Source organism: Sphingomonas sp. (assembly GCF_017304635.1).
Lineage (GTDB): Bacteria > Pseudomonadota > Alphaproteobacteria > Sphingomonadales > Sphingomonadaceae > Sphingomonas.
On record NZ_JAFKMA010000001.1, the window covers coordinates 352,415 to 373,647 of the forward strand.

Annotated in this window: 20 protein-coding genes; 11 read left to right on the plus strand and 9 right to left on the minus strand. The window is 68.7% G+C overall.

Annotation, left to right across the window (positions count from 1 at the left end; translation table 11 throughout):
- The 3 genes from trpS to secB are packed head-to-tail and all read right to left on the minus strand — an operon-like array spanning nt 1 to nt 3,130.
- On the minus strand, nt 1-1,005 hold the full coding sequence (gene trpS / locus J0I47_RS01665; RefSeq protein ID WP_294044704.1) for a tryptophan--tRNA ligase: 1,005 nt from the start codon (nt 1,003-1,005) through the stop codon (nt 1-3).
- Complete coding sequence (murJ, locus tag J0I47_RS01670) at nt 1,006-2,604, minus strand: murein biosynthesis integral membrane protein MurJ (protein WP_294044705.1); 1,599 nt, start codon at nt 2,602-2,604, stop codon at nt 1,006-1,008.
- A 31-nt stretch (nt 2,605-2,635) separates the two neighbouring features.
- Nucleotides 2,636-3,130 (minus strand): protein-export chaperone SecB, encoded by a 495-nt coding sequence (gene secB / locus J0I47_RS01675; RefSeq protein WP_294044706.1) that lies wholly within the window; start codon nt 3,128-3,130, stop codon nt 2,636-2,638.
- Nucleotides 3,131-3,272: 142 nt separating this feature from the next.
- On the opposite strand from secB, the gene J0I47_RS01680 reads away from it, so the two are divergent.
- From J0I47_RS01680 to J0I47_RS01695, 4 genes are all read left to right on the plus strand, one after another.
- Nucleotides 3,273-3,950 carry a Tim44/TimA family putative adaptor protein gene (locus J0I47_RS01680; RefSeq protein ID WP_294044707.1) on the plus strand — a complete coding sequence of 226 codons (678 nt, stop codon included), beginning with the start codon at nt 3,273-3,275 and terminating at the stop codon, nt 3,948-3,950.
- Nucleotides 3,951-4,120: 170 nt separating this feature from the next.
- Complete coding sequence (locus J0I47_RS01685) at nt 4,121-5,242, plus strand: murein transglycosylase A (protein WP_294045833.1); 1,122 nt, start codon at nt 4,121-4,123, stop codon at nt 5,240-5,242.
- A complete protein-coding gene (locus J0I47_RS01690; RefSeq protein ID WP_294044708.1) occupies nt 5,217-5,780 on the plus strand; it encodes a Smr/MutS family protein in 564 nt (187 codons plus the stop codon). The genes J0I47_RS01685 and J0I47_RS01690 overlap by 26 nt, the downstream gene beginning before the upstream one ends.
- 71 nt (nt 5,781-5,851) lie before the next feature.
- Complete coding sequence (locus J0I47_RS01695; protein WP_294044709.1) at nt 5,852-7,534, plus strand: EAL domain-containing protein; 1,683 nt, start codon at nt 5,852-5,854, stop codon at nt 7,532-7,534.
- Here J0I47_RS01695 and acnA read toward each other — a convergent pair whose 3' ends face one another.
- On the minus strand, nt 7,535-10,240 hold the full coding sequence (gene acnA / locus J0I47_RS01700) for an aconitate hydratase AcnA (RefSeq protein ID WP_294044710.1): 2,706 nt from the start codon (nt 10,238-10,240) through the stop codon (nt 7,535-7,537).
- 282 nt (nt 10,241-10,522) lie between these two features.
- Here acnA and J0I47_RS01705 point away from each other — a divergent pair, with 282 nt between their 5' ends.
- Nucleotides 10,523-11,056 carry a hypothetical protein gene (locus tag J0I47_RS01705; RefSeq protein WP_294044711.1) on the plus strand — a complete coding sequence of 178 codons (534 nt, stop codon included), beginning with the start codon at nt 10,523-10,525 and terminating at the stop codon, nt 11,054-11,056.
- Here the strand turns inward: J0I47_RS01705 and J0I47_RS01710 are convergent.
- Nucleotides 11,037-12,374, minus strand: coding sequence for a glycoside hydrolase family 28 protein (locus tag J0I47_RS01710; RefSeq protein WP_294044712.1), 1,338 nt, complete (start codon nt 12,372-12,374; stop codon nt 11,037-11,039). The genes J0I47_RS01705 and J0I47_RS01710 overlap by 20 nt on opposite strands.
- A 261-nt stretch (nt 12,375-12,635) precedes the next feature.
- Here J0I47_RS01710 and J0I47_RS01715 point away from each other — a divergent pair, with 261 nt between their 5' ends.
- The 3 genes from J0I47_RS01715 (at nt 12,636) to J0I47_RS01725 (ending at nt 14,893) form a co-directional block, all read left to right on the plus strand.
- Entirely contained in the window at nt 12,636-13,724 is a 1,089-nt protein-coding gene (locus tag J0I47_RS01715; RefSeq protein ID WP_294044713.1) for a hypothetical protein, read from the plus strand.
- A 36-nt stretch (nt 13,725-13,760) separates the two neighbouring features.
- Nucleotides 13,761-14,297, plus strand: coding sequence for a superoxide dismutase family protein (locus J0I47_RS01720; RefSeq protein WP_294044714.1), 537 nt, complete (start codon nt 13,761-13,763; stop codon nt 14,295-14,297).
- 62 nt (nt 14,298-14,359) lie between these two features.
- Nucleotides 14,360-14,893 carry a DUF2939 domain-containing protein gene (locus J0I47_RS01725; protein ID WP_294044715.1) on the plus strand — a complete coding sequence of 178 codons (534 nt, stop codon included), beginning with the start codon at nt 14,360-14,362 and terminating at the stop codon, nt 14,891-14,893.
- A gap of 168 nt (nt 14,894-15,061) precedes the next feature.
- Here the strand turns inward: J0I47_RS01725 and thpR are convergent, their stop codons facing one another.
- Nucleotides 15,062-15,604, minus strand: coding sequence for an RNA 2',3'-cyclic phosphodiesterase (gene thpR, locus J0I47_RS01730; protein ID WP_294044716.1), 543 nt, complete (start codon nt 15,602-15,604; stop codon nt 15,062-15,064).
- A gap of 129 nt (nt 15,605-15,733) precedes the next feature.
- On the opposite strand from thpR, the gene J0I47_RS01735 reads away from it, so the two are divergent.
- The 3 genes from J0I47_RS01735 (at nt 15,734) to J0I47_RS01745 (ending at nt 17,796) form a co-directional block, all read left to right on the plus strand.
- On the plus strand, nt 15,734-16,477 hold the full coding sequence (locus J0I47_RS01735; RefSeq protein WP_294044717.1) for a Bax inhibitor-1/YccA family protein: 744 nt from the start codon (nt 15,734-15,736) through the stop codon (nt 16,475-16,477).
- A gap of 138 nt (nt 16,478-16,615) precedes the next feature.
- Nucleotides 16,616-16,948 carry a hypothetical protein gene (locus tag J0I47_RS01740; RefSeq protein WP_294044718.1) on the plus strand — a complete coding sequence of 111 codons (333 nt, stop codon included), beginning with the start codon at nt 16,616-16,618 and terminating at the stop codon, nt 16,946-16,948.
- Between the two features lie 296 nt (nt 16,949-17,244).
- The gene (locus J0I47_RS01745; protein WP_294044719.1) at nt 17,245-17,796 is read left to right on the plus strand and encodes a hypothetical protein; all 552 of its coding nucleotides are present in this window, start codon (nt 17,245-17,247) and stop codon (nt 17,794-17,796) included.
- A gap of 37 nt (nt 17,797-17,833) precedes the next feature.
- Here the strand turns inward: J0I47_RS01745 and J0I47_RS01750 are convergent, their stop codons facing one another.
- The 3 genes from J0I47_RS01750 to J0I47_RS01760 form a co-directional block, all read right to left on the minus strand.
- The gene (locus J0I47_RS01750) at nt 17,834-18,574 is read right to left on the minus strand and encodes an SDR family oxidoreductase (protein WP_294044720.1); all 741 of its coding nucleotides are present in this window, start codon (nt 18,572-18,574) and stop codon (nt 17,834-17,836) included.
- An 87-nt stretch (nt 18,575-18,661) separates the two neighbouring features.
- Entirely contained in the window at nt 18,662-19,420 is a 759-nt protein-coding gene (locus tag J0I47_RS01755; RefSeq protein ID WP_294044721.1) for an NUDIX hydrolase, read from the minus strand.
- A 261-nt stretch (nt 19,421-19,681) separates the two neighbouring features.
- Complete coding sequence (locus J0I47_RS01760; protein ID WP_294044722.1) at nt 19,682-21,124, minus strand: S41 family peptidase; 1,443 nt, start codon at nt 21,122-21,124, stop codon at nt 19,682-19,684.
- Nucleotides 21,125-21,233 lie beyond the last annotated feature (109 nt).

Here is a 21,233-nt window from a genome sequence, read left to right on the forward strand (position 1 = left end):
TCAGACCTGCAACCCGATCGCCTGCTGTGCCGCCTTCAGCGTCGGCGCGGCAAGGGCGCGTGCCTTGTTTGCGCCCCCTTCCAGCGCCTGCGACACCGCCGCGCGATCGTCGAGCAACTTCGTCAGCCGGTCGCGGATCGGGCCGAGCGTTGCGACCGCGAGATCGGCGAGCGCGGGCTTGAACTGGCCGAAGCCCTGGCCACCATGTTGCGCCAGCACCTCGCCCGGCGCCACGCCCGCCAGCGCCGCGTAGATCGTCACCAGGTTGCGGGCCTCGGCGCGACCTTCCAGCCCCGCCATCTCGCCCGGCAGCGCGTCGGCATCCGACTTGGCCTTGCGCACCTTGCCGGCGATCACGTCATCGGTGTCGATCAGGTTGATCCGCGACGCATCCGACGGGTCGGACTTGGACATCTTCGCCGCTCCGTCGCGCAGGCTCATGATCCGCGGTGCCGCCTGCGACACGAACGGCTCGGGCAGGGTGAACAACTCGTTGCCGAAATCGAGGTTGAACTTGGTCGCGATGTCGCGGGCCAGTTCCAGATGCTGTTTCTGGTCCTCGCCGACCGGCACATGCGTCGCCTGATAGAGCAGGACATCGGCGGCCTGGAGCACGGGATAGTCGAACAACGCGACGCTCGACCCCTCGCGGTTCTTGCCGGCCTTGTCCTTCCACTGCGTCATGCGGTTGAGCCAGCCCATCCGCGCGGTGCCGTTGAGCAGCCACGCCAGCTCCGAATGCGCCGGCACCCGCGTCTGGTTGAACAGGATCGACCGCGCCGGATCGATCCCGCAGGCGAGCAGGGTCGCCGCCATCTCGACCGTCGCGTTGGCGAGTTCGCTCGGCACCACCGGCAGCGAAATGGCGTGAAGGTCGGCCAGGAAGAACAGGCAGACGTCGTCGCTGCCCATGGCATCCTGCATCGCGACCCATTGCTTGATCGCGCCGAGATAGTTGCCGAGGTGGAGGTTGCCGGTGGGCTGGATGCCCGAGACGACGCGCATTTACACTTGCTCCTGACCGGTGGGCTTGCCGCGGCGCCGACGCCCGAGCAGCGACTGGAGGTCCGCGACGCGATAGGCGCCGGTCGCGAAACAGGCCAGCGCATAGACCGCGCACCCGCCGGACACCAGCGCGACGAGCGCGAGCCCGCGCCGGATCAGGCTACCCGTCAGGTACGGCTCGGCATAGGGCGCGAGCAGCCACAGCGCACCGCCCATCAGCACCGCCGCCGCCAGCAGCCGTGGCACGCGCCGCCGCAGCCGCGCATCGGTCGCGAAATGACCGCGCCGCTTGAGCGTCCAGTACAGCATCGCGACATTGACGCTCGACGAGATCGCGGTCGCGAGCGGCGGGCCGACATGGTGGATCGTCGGGATCAGGATCAGATTGCCGATCAGGTTCACTGCGACCGAGATCAGCGCGTAGCGGACCGGCGTCCTCGTATCCTCGCGCGCATAGAATCCCGGGGTCAGCACCTTGACCAGCACGTAGGACGGCAGGCCGACCGAGAAGCCGGCGAGCGCCCAGGCGCAGGCGGTGGTCGCCTGCGCCGTGAACGCGCCGTGCTGGAACAGCCCGCGGATGATCGGCTCGGCCGCGACGATGAACGCGACCGTGGCGGGCAGCGTGAGGAACAGCGCCAGCTCAATGCCGCGATTCTGCGTCTCCATCGCCTCGGCGTCCTTGCCGGTGGACAGCAGGCGAGAGACGGTCGGCAGCAGGATCGTGCCGAGCCCGATCCCGATCAGCCCGAGCGGCAACTGGTTCAGGCGGTCGGCGTAATAGATGTACGAGATCGAGCCCGGATCGAGCAGACCGCCGGCCAGCGCGGTCGAGATCGCGAGGTTCACCTGCACCGCCCCCGCGCCGATCGCGGCGGGCAGGATCAGCCGCATCAACTGGCGGACGTCGTCGCTCAACACGGGCTTGCGCAACCGCAGGCTGATGCCGGCCTGGCGGCACGACCACATCAGCCACGCTAGTTGCAGCGCGCCGCCGACCGTCACCGAAATCGCCTGCGCCCGCGCGGTGACATAGGCGCCTTCCGGCCCATGGCCGTGGAAGAACCACAGCGCGCCGACCATCGCAATGTTGAGCAGGATCGGCGCCGCGGCGTTGACCCAGAAGCGGTTGAGCGAATTGAGGATGCCGCCCAGCAGCGACGCCAGGCTGATGAGCATCAGATAGGGGATCGTCCAGCGCGACAGCTCGACCGCGAAGGCGAAGTCGCTCGCGCTGGGATGCTTGAATCCGCCCGACAGCGCCCAGGTCACTGGCCAGGCGGCGATCAGCATGACCGCGGTGAACACGACCAGAATCGGCAACAGCACCGCCAGCGCCGCTTCCGCGAACGCGATGCCCGCCGACAATTCGCCTTCCTGCCCCACCTTGCGGTTGAACATCGGGATGAACGCGGCGGAGAAGGCGCCTTCCGCGAACAGCGCGCGGAACATGTTGGGCAGGCGGAACGCCACGAAGAAGGCGTCCGACGCGAAGCTCGCGCCGACATAGCTCGCCTGCAACGTATCGCGAACGAGCGCCAGCACGCGGCTGGCGAGCGTCAGCCCGCCGACCCCGCCCAGCGCCTTCGTCAGGTTCATCGCGCCGCTCGCCCCGCCGCGTTGTCGCGGTTCAGGCGTTGCCCTCGGCGCCGGTCGTCGCCGCGTCCTGCTGCGCCTGGAGCTGCTGGAGGTAGAGCGCGCCGAAATCGATCGGGTCGAGCATCAGCGGCGGGAAACCGCCGTCGCGGACGGCGTCCGACACCACGCGGCGCGCGAACGGGAACAGCAGGCGCGGCGCTTCGCCCAGCATGAACGGCTGGAGCTGGTCGGCCGGCACGTTGCGCACGCCGAACAGGCCGGCATAGACCAGTTCGACGATGAACGCGGTCTGCTCGTCCGACTTGGCGCGGACGTCGACCTTGACCGTGACCTCGTGCACGTCGTCGGCGACTTGGGCGACCGCGATGCCGAACTCGACGTCGATCGCGGGCGCGACTTGGCTCTGGAAGATTGCCGGCGCGCTCGGGCTTTCGAACGACAGGTCCTTCACATATTGCGAGATCATGCCGATCGCGGGGGCGGTGTCAGCGCCGTTCGGCTGGATGGTCGTGTCCTGGTCGGCCATGGAAGATGCACTTTCTGCTAGCGGGAATGACGGGATCGCCGACGCGCCGGCATGGCGAAGTCCGTGCGCGCCTAGCAGGGCCGCCGCGCCAGTTCAACGGCACGGCACGATCCATGGTTTGAATCGTTCACGCCTTGCGCCTATGTTGGGATCAGAAAGTGGAGGTCCGGTGCTCGTTTATATCGTCATTCTCGCGATGGTCGCGGTGTTCCTGGGGCTGCGGCTGTATGCCGTGCTCGGCAAGCGGACCGGTCACGAGCAAGTGATCTCCAAGCCGGCGGAAGAGCGTATCGCGGCGCCTGCGGCAATGCCGCGCGTGATCGAACAGGCGCCCGAAGCGCGCGACCCGGCGCGGCAGGCGATTGAGACACGCGCGCAAAGCGGCCTGCGCGCCGTGATCGCCGCCGACCCGACGTTCGACGTCGCCGGCTTCGTCGACGGCGCGAAGAACGCCTATCGCATGATCCTGGAAGCGTATTGGAAGGGTGACGAGGAGACGCTCGTCTGGCTGGCCGACGAGCATGTCCGCGACGCGTTCGTCGATGCGATCCGGGCGCGGGCGGAGGCGGGCCACGTGCTCGACAATCGCCTGGTGTCGATCGAGCGTGCGCAGATCGTCGATGCCTCGGTCGAAGGGCGGGCGGCGCGGATCACCGTCGCGTTCGACGCCGATATCGCCGCCGTCACGCGCGATGCCGAAGGCAACGTGATCGCCGGCTCGTTGAGCGATGCGGTCGAGACGCACGACGTCTGGGTGTTCGCGCGCACGCTCAAGAGCAGCGACCCGAACTGGAAGCTCGCCGACACCGACGAGGCGTGAGCCGGTCGTTTCCGATCGTGAAGGGGGCCGGGGTGAAGCGGAACTGGATCGCGCTCGCCGCGCTGGCGCTGTCGGCGTGCAGCGGGCAAATCGTGCCACCCTCGGCCAACAGCGAGCGCCCCGTCGTCGCGACGCCTGCGCCGGTGCGACAGCCGGTCCGTGCGCAACCGATGGCACCGATCGCCAATCCCGGCGTCGCCGCCAGCGGGTCGAACGCGGCGGGAGCGGGGCTCGTCGCCGGGCCGCCGGTTGCGAGCCTGCCGATCGACCCGACGCGCGCGAACCAGGCGCTGGCCGCATTCCGGCTGAGCTGCCGCGAGCTGATCCGACGTACCGATCTGTCGGGACTGACACGCGGGACTGACTGGCAGCCGGCGTGTGACGCCGCTCAAGCTGCGAGCGACGGACGCACCTTTTTCGCGCAGTATCTGGAAGCGGTGCAGGTCGGCGACGGCAAGGCGTTCGCAACCGGTTATTACATTCCGGAGATCCTCGGCTCGCGCGATCGCCGGCCCGGCTACGACACGCCGATCTATGGTCGGCCGAGCGACCTGATCGACGTCGATCTCGGCAAGTTCTCCGACACGTTGAAGGGCAAGACGATCCGCGGGCGTGTCGATGGCCGCAGCTTCGTGCCCTATTACGACCGCACCCAGATCGAGCAGGGTGCGATGACGACAGCGCCGGTGCTGGCCTGGGCGGCCGATCCGGTCGCGCTGTTCTTCCTCCAGGTGCAGGGCTCGGGTAACCTCCGCCAGCCCGACGGATCGATCCTGCGCATCGGCTACGCGACGCAGAACGGGCGCGATTATACCGGTATCGGCGCGTGGATGCGTGATCGCGGGCTGCTCCAGAAAGGGCATGCGTCGATGCAGGACATCGTCGCCTATCTCCACGCCAATCCGGCGCAGGCGGTCGACATCATGCGCGCCAATCGGTCGTACGTATTCTTCCGCGTGCTCGACGGGCCACCGCTCGGCGCGATGGGCCTGCCGGTGACGGGCGGCGTCAGTGCGGCGACCGATCCGCGGTTCATCCCGCTCGGCGCGCCGGTGTTTCTGTCGATGGACCGGGTCGACGCGAACGGGCTGTGGGTCGCGCAGGACACTGGCGGCGCGATCAAGGGCGCCAACCGCATCGACACCTTCTGGGGCGCGGGTCGCGAGGCGGAGGCGATCGCCGGCGGCATGTCGGCGCGGGGCACCGCGTTCGTGCTGTTGCCGATTGGCACGCTTGCGCGATTGCAGGGGTTGCAGGGAGCGCCCGGTGGCGGGACGACGCCTCAGCCCTGACGAAGCGGCGCTGTGGGCAAGGGTGATGGCGACGGTGTCGCCGCTGTCGCCCGACAAGATTGCGCCGCTCGCCACCGCGACGGACGTACCCGCCAAGCCAGCGCCGAAACGGCTGGCGGGCCGCGTCGCCAAGCCGATGCCTCTTGTGCCGCCACCGTCGCCCAAGCCCGTCGCGCCGGGCATCACGCTCGACGGCGGCTGGGACCGCAAGCTGTCGCGCGGCGCGGTCGAGCCCGATGCCACGATCGACCTGCACGGTCATACGCTGACCTCGGCGCACGGCCTGCTCGACCAGGCGCTCGAACGATCGCGTGCGCGCGGCGACCGCGTCATCCTGCTCATCACCGGCAAGCCGCCGCGGCGCGAGAGCGAGCGCCCGCATGCGCGCGGCGCGATCCGCGCGGCGGTCGGCGACTGGCTCCACGCCTCACGCCATGCGGCGGCGATCGCGGCGGTACGCAACGCCGCACCCCGGCACGGCGGGGCGGGGGCGCTCTACATCATCCTGCGGCGGGCGCGTTCGGCACCGAAATCTTAACCCTTCGCCGTCACATTCGGGCCGGGGCGGCTGTGTCCGCGTGGTGAGATATCGGGGCGAATACGCGGGTGATGCAGGCGAAATCGCTGAAGGGTCGGGCGATCACCTTTGCGCTGTGTGCGGGCGCGGTGGTGTTCTTCCTTGCCGCGCTGGCGACGTCGCACGGCTCGCTCACGCTTGACAATCTCGGTCGCGCGTTGATTCCGGCAGTGGTCTGTGCCGCCTTTTCCTGGGCAGCGGCGGAACGTGCTATCGGTACGACCGCAGCGGCGCTGGACCGGGCTATCGCCCGCCTTGCGACAGCGGCGGAGGGTGACCTCGATAGCGCGATCGACCCGTCGATCGCCGCCGTCGTGCCCAATCTGGCCGACGCGATGGGCCAGTTGTTCAGCCAACTGTCCGCCAATCTCGACAGCGTCCACCGGCTGGCGATGTTCGACCCCGTCACGGCGCTGCCCAACCGCACCCATTTCCGCCGCGCCGCCGAACGCCATCTCGAACAGATGGATCGCGAGGCCGCGGCGTTGCTGTTCATCGACCTCGACCGGTTCAAGGCGGTCAACGACACGATGGGGCATGCGGCGGGCGACATCCTGCTCGGGATGGTCGCCAACCGGTTGCGCACCGTCGCCGACAACGTCGCCGCCGCAGAGGGCGCACCGCCGCCGCTCGTCGGCCGGCTGGCGGGTGACGAATTCACTATCCTGTTCCCGTATCTGGAGCACCAGCGCGACGCCGACGTCCTGGCGCAGGCGGTGCTGACGACGCTGGCCGAGCCGTTCGACGTGGCCGGGACCGAGGTGCAGGTCGGCGCCTCGATCGGGATCGCGCTGCGGCCCGACCACGGCCTGACGCTGCACGATCTGATGCGATCGGCCGACGCCGCGATGTACCGCGCGAAGGACGGCGGGCGGGGGCGGGCGGAGCATTTCTCCGACGCGTTGGCCGCCGAGCTCGCCGATCGCGCGCAGCTCGAACTCGAGCTGCGCGCGGCGATCGAGCGCGACGAATTCGCACTGGTGTTCCAGCCGCAGATGTCGCTGCGTGACGGGCGGATCGTCGCGGCGGAGGCGCTGCTCCGCTGGCAGCATCCCGCGCATGGGCTCAAACTGCCGGCGAGCTTCATCCGCCGTGCCGAGGAGACCGGCCTGATCGTCGAGATCGGCGACTGGGTGACCGCCGAAGTCGCGCGGACGATCCGACGCTGGGCGGCGGTCGGGTTGGAGCAGCGGCTGGCGATCAACATCAGCGAACGCCAGATCGACCATGCCCAGTTCTTCCGCCGCCTGCGCGCGGCGATGGTCGCGGCCGATGCACCGGCGCGGTTGCTCGAACTCGAGATCACCGAGACGCTGGCGATGCGCTGTTCCGACGACGTGATCGCGGCGATGGCGGCGTTGCGCGCGGACGGCGCGACGATCACGATCGACGATTACGGCACCGGCCATTCGAGCGTGTCGCGGCTGCGGCGGTTGCCGATCGACCGCATCAAGCTCGACGCCAGCCTGATCGCGGCGATCGGCGAGGACAGCGAGGCGCGCCAGATCGCGCAATCGGTGATCGGGCTGATCCACGGGCTGGGCTGCGAAGCGGTGGCCGAGGGGATCGAGCGCGACGAACAGGCGCTGCTGCTGCGCGTCATCGGCTGCGACGTCGTGCAGGGCTATGCCGTCGCCGAACCGATGGCGGAGGACATGTTCATCGCCTGGTCGCGCGGCGGCGACCAGGGCGAGGTCCAGGCCCAGGCGGGCTGATTACGCCGCCAGCTTCCTGAGCACGTATTGCAGGATGCCGCCGTTCAGGAAATATTCCAGTTCGTTGACGGTATCGATCCGGCAGCGCGTCTTGAACGTCTCGGTCGAGCCGTCGGCGCGGGTCAGTTCGACTTCGACCTCTTGCCGCGGGCGCAGGCCCGCGACGTTGCGGATGGTGAAGCTCTCGTCGCCAGTCAGCCCCAGCGTCTCGCGCGTCACGCCTTCCGCGAATTGCAGCGGGAGCACGCCCATCCCGACCAGGTTCGAGCGATGGATGCGCTCGAAACTCTCGACGATGACCGCGCGGACGCCGAGCAGGTTGGTGCCCTTGGCCGCCCAGTCGCGCGACGAGCCGGTGCCGTATTCCTTGCCGGCCACGATGACGAGCGGGGTGCCCGCCGCTTTGTAGCGCATGGCGACGTCGTAGATCGGGAGCACCTCGCCGCCGTAGCGCGACATGCCGCCCTCGACCCCCGGCACCATCTCGTTGCGGATACGGATGTTGGCGAAGGTGCCGCGGACCATCACCTCGTCATTGCCGCGCCGGGCGCCGTAGGAATTGAAGTCCGCGCGGCTAACCTGATGTTCTTGCAGGAAAGTTCCGGCGGGCGAGTCCGCCTTGATGCTGCCGGCGGGGGAGATGTGGTCGGTCGTGATCGAATCGCCCAGGATCGCGAGCGGCTTCGCATCGACGATGTCCTCGACCGCCGCCGGGGTCATCGTCATGCCCTCGAAATAGGGCGGGTTGTGGATGTAGGTCGAGCCCGCGCGCCAGGTGTACGTATCGGAGCCCAACACGTCGATCGCGCGCCATTTTTCGTCGCCCTGGTACACCGCGCCATAGCGTTGTTGGAACATATCGCGGTCTATGTTGGCGGCCATCGTCGCGGCGACCTCCTCGTTGGTCGGCCAGATGTCCTTGAGGTACACGTCGCTGCCGTCCGAACCCTGGCCGATCGGCGTCTCGACCATGTCCTCGGTCACTGTGCCCTTCAGCGCATAGGCGACGACGAGCGGCGGCGAGGCGAGGAAGTTGGCGCGCACGTCGGGCGACACGCGCCCTTCGAAATTGCGGTTGCCCGACAGGACCGACGCGGCGACCAGGTCGTTCTCGTTGATCGCGGCGGAGATCGGCGCGGCGAGCGGCCCGCTGTTGCCGATGCAGGTGGTGCAGCCATAACCGACCAGGTTGAACCCGACCGCGTCGAGATCGGCGGTCAGCCCGGCCTTGTCGAGGTAATCGGTCACGACCTGCGACCCCGGCGCCAGCGAGGTCTTCACCCACGGCTTCGGCTTCAGCCCCTTGGCATTGGCCTTGCGCGCGACCAGCCCGGCCGCGACCAGCACGCTGGGGTTGGAGGTGTTGGTGCACGACGTGATCGCCGCGATCACCACGTCGCCGTCGCCGACGTCGTGATCCTTGCCCTCCACCGCGACGCGCACCGGGCGGTCCTTGTGATACAGCTTCGACAGGTCGCCGTTGAACACTTCGTCGACCGTGGTCAGCGACACGCGATCCTGCGGCCGCTTCGGTCCGGCGAGCGAGGCGACGACGTCGCCCATGTCGAGTTCCAGCGTGTCGGTGAACACCGGATCGGGCGCGTCGGCCACGCGCCACATGCCCTGCGCCTTGGCATAGGCCTCGGTCAGCGCGATCGTCTCCTCCGGCCGGCCGGTCAGGCGCATATATTCCAGCGTGCGGTCGTCGACCGGGAAGAACCCGCAGGTCGCGCCATATTCCGGCGCCATGTTGGCGATCGTCGCGCGATCGGCGAGCGTCATGTGATCGAGCCCGGGGCCATAGAATTCCACGAACCGCCCGACCACGCCCTTCTTGCGCAGCATCTGGGTGACGGTCAGCACCAGATCGGTCGCGGTGATGCCTTCCTTCAGCGCGCCGGTCAGTTTGAACCCGACCACTTCGGGGATCAGCATCGAGACCGGCTGGCCGAGCATCGCCGCCTCCGCCTCGATCCCGCCGACGCCCCAGCCCAGCACGCCCAGGCCGTTGACCATCGTCGTATGGCTGTCGGTGCCGACCAGCGTGTCGGGATAGGCGATCGTCGCGCCGGCGCCGTCCGATCCTTGGCGGGCATGCTCGCCGCTCTCCGCCGACGACCACACCGACTGTGCGACATATTCCAGGTTCACCTGGTGGCAGATGCCGGTGCCCGGCGGCACCACCGAGAAATTGTCGAGTGCCTTCGACCCCCATTTGAGGAACTCGTAGCGTTCGAAGTTGCGCTGATATTCGAGCTCGACATTATCCTCGAACGCCTTGGGCGTGCCGAACTCGTCGACCATCACCGAGTGATCGATGACGAGGTGGACGGGAACCAGCGGGTTGATCTTCGCGGCATCGCCGCCGAGCTTGGTGATCGCGTCGCGCATCGCCGCCAGGTCGACCACGCACGGCACGCCGGTGAAATCCTGCATCAGCACGCGCGCCGGGCGATACTGGATTTCGCGGTCGGGCGCCTGCGGGTCGTTCTGCCAGTCGATCAGCGCCTGCACGTCCGCCTGCGTGACGGTCACGCCGTCCTCGAACCGCAGCAGATTCTCCAGCAGCACCTTCATCGAGAAGGGCAGCCGCGACACGTCGCCCAGCTTCGCCGCCGCCTTGGTCAGGCTGAAATAATCGTAGCTCTTGCCCCCGGCCGAGAGCGTGTCGCGAGTGCCGAGCGTGTCGTGGCCGATGGCGGTCATGCGGGTCCTTTCCCCTGTGAGCGGCCAGTCGCGAGCGCGGCGGGGAAGCGAGGCCGCCGGCGCTCCGTCAAACGGATCCAGCGTCTCGCGCGGGCGCGCCCGGACGGGCGAAATGCGAGTGTCGAGCGGCCGATAGCAGGGGGAGGGGGGAGGGGGAAGGGTAGGCGGAAGGTTTCGGTTTTCGTCTCGAGAGGGAAGGGGGCCGCGCATATTTTTCCGCTGTCCTACAGGGCCGTCGATGCGATACCTGGACCGCTTCCGTTCACGTTCGAGGAAGCCGCCATGGCGACGCCGCCTGCCCGACCCGATGCCACCGCCCGCATCCTGTATCCCGCCGCCGACGATGTCGCGCTGGTGCCGCTGCGGTTTCGCCATGACGGCTTCACGCCGCTCAAGCAGCGGCAGTTCCTGACGGTCCTCGGCGATACCGGGTGCATCCGCGATGCGTGCCGGGCGGTGGGCGTGTCGAGCACTACCGCCTATCGCTTGCGCCTGCGGTCGCCCGAATTCGCCGAGGATTGGGATTGCGCGCTGGCGATGGCCGCGACCGTGCTCGAGCTGGCGGCGTTCCGCCGCGCGGTGATCGGGGTCGAGGAGCCGATCTATCAAGCCGGCAAGCTGGTCGGGACGCGGCGGCGTTATTCGGACAGCCTGCTGCGCGTGCTGATCCTGCGCGGCGACTTGCGCAACAGCTCGCCGTTCAGGCGCGCGTCACGCGCCGAAACGGACAAGTTGCTGACCCGGAAGCTCGACGCGCTCGCGCGGCGGTTGCGCGAGGACTCGGCGGGCGACGACCCTACAGGTACTGCCCGTTGACGCGGACCTGGTCGAGTCGGAGGTCGCGGGTGTGCTGGATCACGGCGGGGGCCGTTGCGGTGGCGGTGGCGACGGTGACGTTGCGGATCAGGACGTCCTGCACCGGCGCCTGCGGCACGCCGACGATGTGGAGCGCTTGCCCCGTGTTGCGGCAATCGACGCTTTCGACCGTGAAGCCCTTGTAGGTGGGGGGCGACTTGCCGCGGCGGCCGCCGTGATAGGACGTCGTGAAGTTGATGAGCGTGTTGGTGTTGGCGACCTTCACGTCGCGGACGCGAACCTGTTCGACCACGCCGCCGCGTTCAAGGTTGGCCTTGAAATAGATGGCGTGCTCGGCGCGCTTCACCTGGATGCGTTCGGCGAAGATGTTGGCGGCGCCCCCCGACATCTCGCTGCCGATCGCAATCGCCGCGGCGATGTCGGTGCGCATCCGGCAATCGCGGATGACGACGTTCTTCGTCGGCCTGGCGACGCGCCAGCCGTCCTGGTCGCGGCCCGACTTGATCGCGATGCAATCGTCGGACACGTCGAAATGGCACTTCTCGATCAGCACATTGGTGCAGCTGTCCGGGTCGCAGCCGTCGGAGTTGAGGTGCTTGCTGACCACCGCGATGTTGCGGACAATCACGCCGTCGCAATAGACCGGGTGGATCGTCCAGAACGGCGAGTCGACGAATTTCGGCCCGTCGATCATCACGTTCCGGCAGTTGAAGAACTGGACGAAGGCGGGGCGGAGATAGTGGCCGGGGCCGAACACGCGCTTCTCGACCGGGACGCCCTTCGTCCCCATGTCGCGCAAAGCCGCCTTGTCGGCATCCTGTTGACCGCGCCAGCGGTAGAAGCCGTCCTTGCCCTGGCCGTCGAACATCCCGTTGCCGGTGATCGCGACATTCTCGCAATCGCGCGCGTAGATCAGCGGGGAGAAATTGTAGACCTCGGTCCCCTCCCACCGCGTCAGCACCATCGGCAGCGCGATCTCGCCGGGCTTGCCGAAGCGCAGCACCGCGCCCGATTCGAGGTGGAGCTCAACGTTGGAGCGCAGGTGGAGCGCACCGTTCATCCGCCAGACGCCTTCGGGGACGACGACGCGTCCGCCGCCGGCCGCCGCGGCGGCGTCGACCGCCGCCTGCACCGCGACGTGCGCGGGGGCATCCTGCTTGGCGCCGAAATCGGTGATGGTGAACCTGGCGGCGGGGATCAGCGGCGGGCGGATCGCGGCGACGATCGCGTCGGCGGCGGCCCAGTCCGGGTCGATCGCGGCCGGCGCGGCGGCGGCCGCGATCAGGTCGCTGGCAGCGGCCTTGCTCGCGGCGACCATGGCGACGGAGCCGGTTAAAAACGCCCGACGATCAAATATTTGCGACAAATCCCACACCCCGGTGCCCTGCGGCACCCCCGATCATGCCCCTTTGTCGTGGTAACGGCGCGGACCTGCCCGACCCGCACATAGTGGTTAAACTTTTTTCAGAAGTTCCACGGCTTGCCGCCCACGCGGTGCGGACTGGCGCAACTTCGCCGCCGACGCTAGCGTCGTGCGGTTTACCGGGTCTGAACGGCGACGAGGGGAGTGACGGACGGCGTGAGGACACGGCTGGCGGGACTGGCGGGGATCGCGCTGGCGATGGCGGGATGCGCGACGCCGCCCGCGCGGCTCGCGCCGCCGCCGGTGGTCGTCTCGCCGTTGTCGGTCGCCGAACGCGCGCGGACGTGCCGCCAGGTCGGCGACGTGGCGAGCATTCGGATCGACCCCGCCAGCGCCGCCGCGCTGGCGCAGATCGGGCTCGACCGCGCCGGCATCTTCGCGAGCATGCACGACACGTCGGTGCCGGAGACGATGGGCTGCTGGGCGATGCCGACCGGCAATTTCGACAGCCAGCTGGTGTCGGTCGGCATGGCGCAGTGGAATTTCGGGACGGGCAGCCTGCAACCGCTGCTGACCGCGTGGCGCGACCGATTTTCGAGCCGCCGTGCCTTCGCCGCTGCCCGCGACGCCATGACACCAATCTATGGCAAGCTGCTGTTTTCGAAGGATTGCCTGGCGGTCCCGGTGACGGCCGCCTGTCGCGCCGGGATCCTGGCGGCGGAGGATGCGAAGGGCGCGCTCGGCCAGGTGCTCGACCGCGAGTTGACCGCTTTGTTCGACAGCGACGCGATGCTCCAGGTGCAGGCCGATTCCTACGTCGCGCTGTTGCTGAAGGTGCGCGACGACCTGCTCCGCGTCTTCCCCGCCGGTTCGATCAGCCCACGCAAGGTCCGCTGGGCGATCGACACGCGCGTGCAGCAGGGCGCGTTGCCCGGCGACGAGGACATCGCACGGCTGCGGCGCAAGCTGGCGGCGATACCGGCGGCGGAGCGCGCGCCCCGGCTCCACGCGATCATCGACTGGTACGGCGCGCTCGCACGGACGATCGACCAGGACGGGATCGCACACGACGCGGCGTGGAACGTCGCCGCCTGGCACTGCCTGATCGACGCGGGGCGGATCGACGACGAGCAGAACGAATTGCTGTCGATCACCTTCTTGCGCAGCCGCACCGCGATCGGCAATTCGGGACGCTGGCAGGCGCTGACGTTCGAGCGGCGGGCGACGATCGTGCTGGGCGTCGGCAGCGTCAGCGGCGTGCGCACGGGCGAATGCGGCACCGGAACCGGGGCGACCGGCGGATAGTTGGCCGCATCAGGCGGCAACGACAGGAGGGACGACATGCGGGCAGTGACGGGAATGACGGTGGCGGCGCTGGCACTGGCGGTGGCGGCCTGTTCGGACAAGGAGCCGCGCGTCGGGGCGCCGATCGCAGGCGGGCGCGTCGCCACCGCGATGCTGCGCACCGCCGACGGCAGGGATGTCGGCCGCGCGACGGTGCGCGAAGTGGCCGGCGGGCTGCGCGTCACGATCGACGCGCGCTACATGCCGCCGGGGACGCACGGCGCGCACCTCCACACGGTCGGGCGCTGCGACGGGCCCGACTTCGCCAGCGCCGGCGCGCACTGGAACCCGACCGGCATGAAGCACGGCACGATGAACCCGCAGGGCCCGCACGATGGCGACCTGCCAAACCTGATCGTCGGTGCGGACGGGCGCGGCACGTTGGGCGTCAACATCGCCGGGGCGACGCTCGACGGACTGCTCGATGCCGACGGCGCGGCGATGGTGATCCATGCCGCGCCCGACGACCTGATGACCGACCCGTCGGGCAATTCGGGCGCGCGGATCGCGTGCGGCGTGCTGATGCCGGGATGACGATCGCCGGCTGACAGGACTCCCCGGCGTCGCTAGAGCAGCGGCGAACCGGGGAGCATCCGATGCGCAAGTGGATCATCGCTATCGTCGTCGTCGCGCTGGTCGCCGGCGCGGGCTGGTATTTCGGTTCGCCGTGGTGGACGCTTTATCAGGTCAAGGAAGCGGCTGAGCGCAAGGATGTCGACGCGCTGATCGGCTATATCGATTTCGACGCGTTGCGCGCCGACCTGAAGGTGCAGATGCATGAGGCCGCGCGCAAGGACGCCGCCGCCGACCACAGCCCGATCGATCCCGCCGCCGAGGCGATGGCCGACGAATCGATGGATTCGCAGGTCACGCCCGCGAACGTCCGCAGCTTGCTCCGCGACCAGTTCGCGCCCAAGCCCAAGGCGAGCGGCGGCGCGGCGACGTCCGGCGGCGCGAAATCGCCGAGCCCGATCGACCAGATCGGCAAGGACATCGCGGTCGACCGCACCTCGTTCGACAGCTTCGTCGTGCAGGGCCGCGACAAGCCGGACGGCGTCCGCCTGACCTTCGCGCGGCGCGGCCTGGGGTGGAAACTCGCCGGGTTGCGGTTGCCGGATAATCTGTTCTGAGGCTGGCGCGTTCCGGGTGACCGGCTGGAAACGGCTTATCGCTGTCCGCTTCCCCTTCGTCCTGCTCCTGCGAAAGCAGCAGCCCGGGGTGACGAGCGTCGCGCTACATAACTCTGTATTCCTGCTCTCGCAGGAATACGATTGCGGGGAGGGGCCGGGGTCACGATCTCACCCCAACGGATACCGCGCGATCGGCTCGTACATCGCGCCCTCCCGCGCCAAGCGGCTCTCGTACAGGACCATCGCATCGACCGCGAATGCCGGGCTGGCCAGTGCGGCATGGTCGGCGCGCCAGCGCTCGATCGCCGGGCCGACGCCGGCGCCGCGCGCCAGCCGGGCGAGCGTGACGTGCGGCAGGTAGGTGCGTCGCTCCGGCTCCAGCCCGACGCGGACCAGCGCCTGATCGACCTTGCGGTGGAGATGCGCGAGCGGCGCTGCGGGCGCGAGGCCCGCCCACAACGTATCGACGCGGCCCTGCTTGTCGAACGCGCCGACTCCGGCCACCGCGACGGTGATCGCCGGCGCATGGATCTGGCCGAGCACCGCCGCGATCTCCTCCGCGACCGGCCGCTCGACCTCGCCGACGAAGCGCAGCGTGACGTGCAACTGGTCGTCGTCCTGCCACCGTGCGCCCGGCACGCCGCCCTGCGCGGCGGCGAGCAGCGCGCGGATCGCGGGCGGCGGGCGGAGCGCGACGAACAGGCGGTGCATGGCGGCTCTCCTTTCGCGAAGTGTATCAAAGTGTTTCTGGCCCATCGCGTTTCGCTTGAATAGCGCACCCGAAACGCCGATATTGCGACCCGAACGGCCATAGTGGCCGTGAAGTGGAGAGTTCAGACAATGGCCAATTGGTCGGATCAACGTCCTGGCGTCGCGCCGCTGACCGGTGCCGCGACCGACGCGCGCGGCGTCGCGTACGATGCGGGGCTGCGGTCGTTCATGCTCGGCGTCTACAATTACATGGCGTCGGCGGTGTTGCTGTCGGGTGTCGTGGCGCTGCTGTTCTCGATGGGCGGGCGCGAGAGCCTGGCCGCGCAGGTGTTCATCGGCGGCGGCATTCTCAAGTGGGTCATCACCTTCGCCCCGCTCGCGTTCATCCTGTTCATGAACTTCAAGCAGATGAGCGCCGGCGCGTTGCAGGCGACCTTCTGGGGTTTCGCGGTGGTGATGGGCCTCAGCCTGTCTACCATCTTCCTGGTCTATCAGCCGATGGCGATCGCCTCGGCATTCTTCGCCAGCGCGGCGGGTTTCGCGGGCCTGAGCCTGTGGGGCTATACGACCGAGCGTAACCTGTCGGCGATGGGTTCGTTCCTGCTCGTCGGGCTGGTCGGGCTGATCGTCGCCAGCCTGCTCAACCTGTTCCTGCATTCGGGCCCGCTCGGCCTGATGATTAGCCTGGTCGGCGTGCTGATCTTCGCGGGCCTGACCGCGTACGACACGCAGCGGACCAAGTCGATCTACGCCTATGTCGCGGGGACCAGCGAGGAAGGGCGCGCGCAGATCATGTCGGCGACCAGCCTGTACCTCGACTTCGTCAACATGTTTATGTTCCTGCTGCGCCTGTTCGGTTCGAGCCGCAACTAAGGCGTACGCGACCGAGCGAACGACAATAACCCGGCGGAGCGATCCGCCGGGTTTTTTGCTGTCCTCGGCGCAGGGCGCGGAACACGACCGTGCGGCGCTTCGTTTTCCAGCTGAAACGGTTGCGAGAGAGGGCTGACCATGACCGAGGCGAATAGCGGCATCGACGAGAAGGCGATCGACAGCCTGTCGGTCGCTCCCGGCGGCGACAAGGACACCGATACCAAGACGTCCGGCGGCGACGAAGCGGGCGGTGCATCGGATCCCCGCCAGCAGGCTGGACAGGACAAATCGATCGAGAAGCGCCTGCGCCGCGATCCGGAAAATCCCGACGCGCAGCTCGATCGCGGGCTCGACGAGTCGATGGACGCCTCCGATCCGCCCTCGGCGACGCAGCCCGGCGACAAGGGCGAGCCGCCCAAATCCTCCGGCTATGACGAAGCCGCCGAAGCGGAACGCCAGCAGGACGCCTGACCCGACCGCCATGCCGCGCCGGCCGATGCCGGGGCGGCCGAGGTGGCGATGTCCACGGCGGCAAAATGTCGGCGCCGGTGCGACCGCCCCGTTTTCGCCACGTTGCGTTGCCGAAATCCCTCACATCGCGCACGATTGCGTCGTTACGGCACGGCTCGCCGCATCCGTGTTGCGCCGCAGCACCATCCGTGATTCCTTGCTGAATGCGGGGCGACGGGGCGTTAAGCATTACGTTAACCATCTTGGCGCATCATCGCCCGCATCGATGGTTGGCTGCGTGGGGCGGGGTGACGGCGATGGCAACGAAAAAAGCAGGCGAAGGCGCGATGGCGCTGGCGGAGATGAAGGAATTCGCGAGCTTCGCCCCGGCGACGCAGCGCTACCTGCGCCGCAGCCTCGATGTCGGACTGGGTCGCGAGGACGCGATGCTGCGCTGGTCGCGCGACGCGGTCGAGGCGGCCAGCATCCGTGCCCAGGCGCGCATCTATGCCCGGCTCGAGGAAATCCGCGCGATCGTCCCCGACGATAGCGGGCTCGACGCGATCGAGGATTTCATGGCGCCGCTCATCACGGTGACGGCGTTCGACCTGGGGCAGGGGCGGCTGACCAGTTTCTCCGCCTATAGGTTTCTCTACGAACGGCTGATCGGCGCGGAGGCGCGCCCGTGGCTGCCCGGCGCGTTCTGCGCGGCGGCGGCGCTCCCGCACCTCCACCCCGAACTGCGCCGCAAGCTGCTCCAGTCGATCAGCGAAGCCGCCGCCACCGCTAGCGGCTGGTCCAACCGCCAGCCGAGCTTCTTCCCGGCCTGGGTGGAAAAGGTGGATACCGGCGCCGCGCTGTCGAATTGAGCATCGAGGGGCGTCCAGCCCCATTCGGCACCGCGCCTTACGCGCTCCAACCACCGTCGATGTCGTACGTCGAGCCGGTGACGAAGCCGGCATCGGCCGATGCGAGATAGGCGACGAGTGCCGCGACCTCATCGGCGGTGCCGTGCCGGGGGATGGCGAGCGGACTGCGGTTGAGTTCGGCGTTCGGGCCGTCGGCGGGATTGCGCTCGGTGTCGATCGGGCCCGGCTGCACCAGATTCGCCGTGATGCCGCGTTCGCCCAGGTCGCGGGCCAGCCCGCGCGTCATGCCGCCCAACGCCGCCTTGCTGGCGGCATAGAGCGTCCCGCCGGCGCCGGGCATCCGGTCCGCGACGATGCTGCCGATCGTGATGATCCGGCCGCCATCGGTCATCAGCGCGGCGCATTTCTGCGCGGCGAGGAACGGCGCGCGGACGTTCAGCGCGAACGTGCGGTCGAAGGCGTCGTCGGCATAATCCTCCAGCGGACCGACGATCGCCGTGCCGGCCACGTTCACCAGGATATCCAGCCGACCGAACCGGCCGGCGATCCGATCGATGGCGGCACCGAGCGCCCCGGCATCGGCGACGTCGGCTTGCGCCATCGCCACGCTGCCGCCCAGCGCCAGCAGGTCCGCTTCGAGCCGCTGCGCATCGTCCGCGCGGTTCCGGTAAACGATGCCGACCGACGCCCCATCGGCGACCATCCGCCGGCTGACGGCCGCGCCGATGCCGCGCGTGCCGCCGATCACGAGGGCTACCTTGCCGTCCAACGCCGCCATCGATTTCACTCCCGGTACTGGTGATCGCCATCGTGTAGGGGCGCGATGACGCGCTTGCCAGCGGGTGTCGATCGGGCGTTTCGCGACCTACCCCCGCATCGCCCCGGTCAGCGGCTCGCTCGTCACCGGATAGTCGAGGTCGTCGGGGATGCAGAGGTGCGGCACGCCGTCGCGGTCTTCGGCGAACGGGGTGATCGTGCGGGGCGGGTGGGCGAGGGCGCGAGTGACGGCGTCGGCGTGGCTCGCATATTGCGCCAGGCGTTCGAGGTTGCGGCGAGTCGGGAAGATGACGTGGGCGCGGCCGGCGTCGCATTCTGCCAGGACCTCCGCCGGGCTCGCCCAGAACAGGCGGACATTCTCGGTATCGTCGACGCTCGGCTCGGGCGCGCCGTCGGGCCAGGCGGCGAGGTAGAAGCGCGTGTCGAAGATCCGCATGTGCGCGTGCTGCGGCAGCCAGCGAGCGAACCAGGTCAGCGGCGACGGATCGAGCGACAGGCAGTGCGCGACGAGCAGCGCGCCCAGCGTCTCGCCGTCGTGCAGCCCGGCGCGGATCGCGGCGAGCGTGGCGGGGTCGGGTGCCGGTGTCAGGCCGATCGCGACGCCGGCTTCCTCGATCGTCTCGCGGATCGCGGCGATGCGGGCCGCCATGTCCTCGGGATCGCCGCCCATCGCTGCCGCCAGCGCATGGTCGCCGGGATCGACGCGACCGCCGGGAAAGACCAGCGCGCCGCCGGCGAAGACCATCGCCTTGGCACGCTCGACCATCAGGATGGCGGGTGCGGCGCCGGGGCGGTCGCGGATCAGGACGAGGGTCGCGGCAGGTATGGCGGGCTGGGGGGCGGTCACGACGGTGATATGCGCGGGCGGGGCGGGATGCGCTAGGGGCGTGATGGTGTGTGGAGGGGGCTAGTTCATAAGGCTGGGATACTCCACACCACCCCGGCGAAGGCCGGGGTCCAGGTGGGAAGGCTGCTGTAGTGGAGCGCAACGCGCATCACCGATGTCGCCCAACTGGGCCCCGGCTTTCGCCGGGGTGGGGTTGCGGTTGGGGTATGCTGGCGAACCTATCAGCATGACTCGCATCAGGTTGGGGCCATCCGCCGCAACCTAGAACGACCCCGGCGTCTCGCGCTGCATCGTGGAGGGACGGTCGGGCATGACCAGTTGCTGCGGTTCGGCCTTCAGCGACAGGGTGCTGATCCCGCCGGAGCTGATCCTGGAGCAGACCTTGCCTTCGAGGAAATCGAGCGCCGACCGCACCGACGCCTCGCGCGCGTCGCCGAGCGGATAGGTGTAGTCGTCGCTCGCCGAGCAGCTCGCCTCCATGAATGGTGCGAGGCCGTCATAATAGGCGCCCTGATGCGCGCCGTTCTGCACCGCGAAGGCGATGACGCGGAGGCGATCGTCGCACGCCGACTTGTCGATCGCGACCTGGCCGACCGGCTTGCCATAGGTGTTGGTGCCGATCAGCGCGGCATTGGCGTGGAGGTAGGGGACGAAGCCGTTGATGAGGATCTCGCTTGCCGACGCGGTGCCGGTGGTGCCGATGAAGGCGATCTTCATCGCCCCGATCGATTGCGGCTGCTGCGTGAAGAAATGGCTGCTGTTGTTCGACGTCTTCTCCGGCCGGAAAGTCAGATACTCGAACGCGTCGGTCGATGCGCGATTGCCGCCGAGCAGGTCGCCGAACAGGTCGGCGATCGAGACCAGCCCGCCGCCATTGTAGCGCAGGTCGACGATCACGTTGGTGATGCCCTGCGCCTTGAACGTGGTGAAGGCGTCGCGCAGCGCGGGGTCGGCGGTGTTGATGAAGGTGCGCAGGTTGACGTAGCCGAACTTCTGCCCGCCATCGGTGATGATCTTCGCGCCATAGCGGCTGGAGACGGGCGTCAGCGAGTAATCGGTCTTGGTCACGGTGACGGTCGAGGTGACGCCGCCGGTCACGACCTTCAGCACGCGCGCGGTGCCCGCGGTGCTGGGGCCGAGCGCGTCGACCACGCCCTGCGACCCCGATGCCGCGATCAGGTCGCTGACGTTCTGCAGATTGCTGGCCGAAGTGCCGACCGCCAGGATCTCCGTCCCGCGGTCGATCCCGGCAGCGAGCGCGGGCGCGCCCTCGAACGCCTCGACCACGAACACGCGGCGGGCGGTCGTGTCGTAGGTCAGCCGCACCCCGAACCCCGCGCTCGACCCGCTGTTGTAATAGGCGTCCTCGGTGGCGATCGAGGTCAGGTAGGTGAAATAGCGGTCCTTGTGCTGCGCCCGCGCGGTCGCGGTCAGCGCGTCGATATAGTCGCTGACGGTGGTGTAGGGCGACGGATCGAGGTTGCTCGGCAGCGTGTCGGGGAACAGATACCATTCGTTGAGCACGCCCGCCGCCCAGTTCTGGCGGTCGCGGAGCGTGCAGCCCGCGGTCGGTGTGGGGGTCGGAGCCGCCCCGGTTGCGCCGGTGCCGGACGACGCGGTGGTCGACGATCCGCCGTCGCCACACGCGCTCATCATTGCCAGCGCGACGATCGCGCTCACCGCCCGGTTGATCCTACGCTTCACTGACCGTCCCTCCACGTCCCGTCCGCATCTGTATCGCTAAGCGTCGGCCAAGTCACGGGAATCGATTGGCGATTGCCTGGCGCGGCGGGGCAGGGCAAGCCGGCCCCAC

Bases quoted from the DNA above. Each gene is read 5' to 3' on its own strand.
- trpS (WP_294044704.1), bottom strand. From the start codon at position 1,005: ATGCGCGTCGTCTCGGGCATCCAGCCCACCGGCAACCTCCACCTCGGC.
- murJ (WP_294044705.1), bottom strand. From the start codon at position 2,604: ATGAACCTGACGAAGGCGCTGGGCGGGGTCGGCGGGCTGACGCTCGCC.
- secB (WP_294044706.1), bottom strand. From the start codon at position 3,130: ATGGCCGACCAGGACACGACCATCCAGCCGAACGGCGCTGACACCGCC.
- J0I47_RS01680 (WP_294044707.1), top strand. From the start codon at position 3,273: ATGTTGGGATCAGAAAGTGGAGGTCCGGTGCTCGTTTATATCGTCATT.
- J0I47_RS01685 (WP_294045833.1), top strand. From the start codon at position 4,121: ATGGCACCGATCGCCAATCCCGGCGTCGCCGCCAGCGGGTCGAACGCG.
- J0I47_RS01695 (WP_294044709.1), top strand. From the start codon at position 5,852: ATGCAGGCGAAATCGCTGAAGGGTCGGGCGATCACCTTTGCGCTGTGT.
- acnA (WP_294044710.1), bottom strand. From the start codon at position 10,240: ATGACCGCCATCGGCCACGACACGCTCGGCACTCGCGACACGCTCTCG.
- J0I47_RS01705 (WP_294044711.1), top strand. From the start codon at position 10,523: ATGGCGACGCCGCCTGCCCGACCCGATGCCACCGCCCGCATCCTGTAT.
- J0I47_RS01710 (WP_294044712.1), bottom strand. From the start codon at position 12,374: ATGGTCGCCGCGAGCAAGGCCGCTGCCAGCGACCTGATCGCGGCCGCC.
- J0I47_RS01720 (WP_294044714.1), top strand. From the start codon at position 13,761: ATGCGGGCAGTGACGGGAATGACGGTGGCGGCGCTGGCACTGGCGGTG.
- J0I47_RS01725 (WP_294044715.1), top strand. From the start codon at position 14,360: ATGCGCAAGTGGATCATCGCTATCGTCGTCGTCGCGCTGGTCGCCGGC.
- thpR (WP_294044716.1), bottom strand. From the start codon at position 15,604: ATGCACCGCCTGTTCGTCGCGCTCCGCCCGCCGCCCGCGATCCGCGCG.
- J0I47_RS01735 (WP_294044717.1), top strand. From the start codon at position 15,734: ATGGCCAATTGGTCGGATCAACGTCCTGGCGTCGCGCCGCTGACCGGT.
- J0I47_RS01740 (WP_294044718.1), top strand. From the start codon at position 16,616: ATGACCGAGGCGAATAGCGGCATCGACGAGAAGGCGATCGACAGCCTG.
- J0I47_RS01745 (WP_294044719.1), top strand. From the start codon at position 17,245: ATGGCAACGAAAAAAGCAGGCGAAGGCGCGATGGCGCTGGCGGAGATG.
- J0I47_RS01750 (WP_294044720.1), bottom strand. From the start codon at position 18,574: ATGGCGGCGTTGGACGGCAAGGTAGCCCTCGTGATCGGCGGCACGCGC.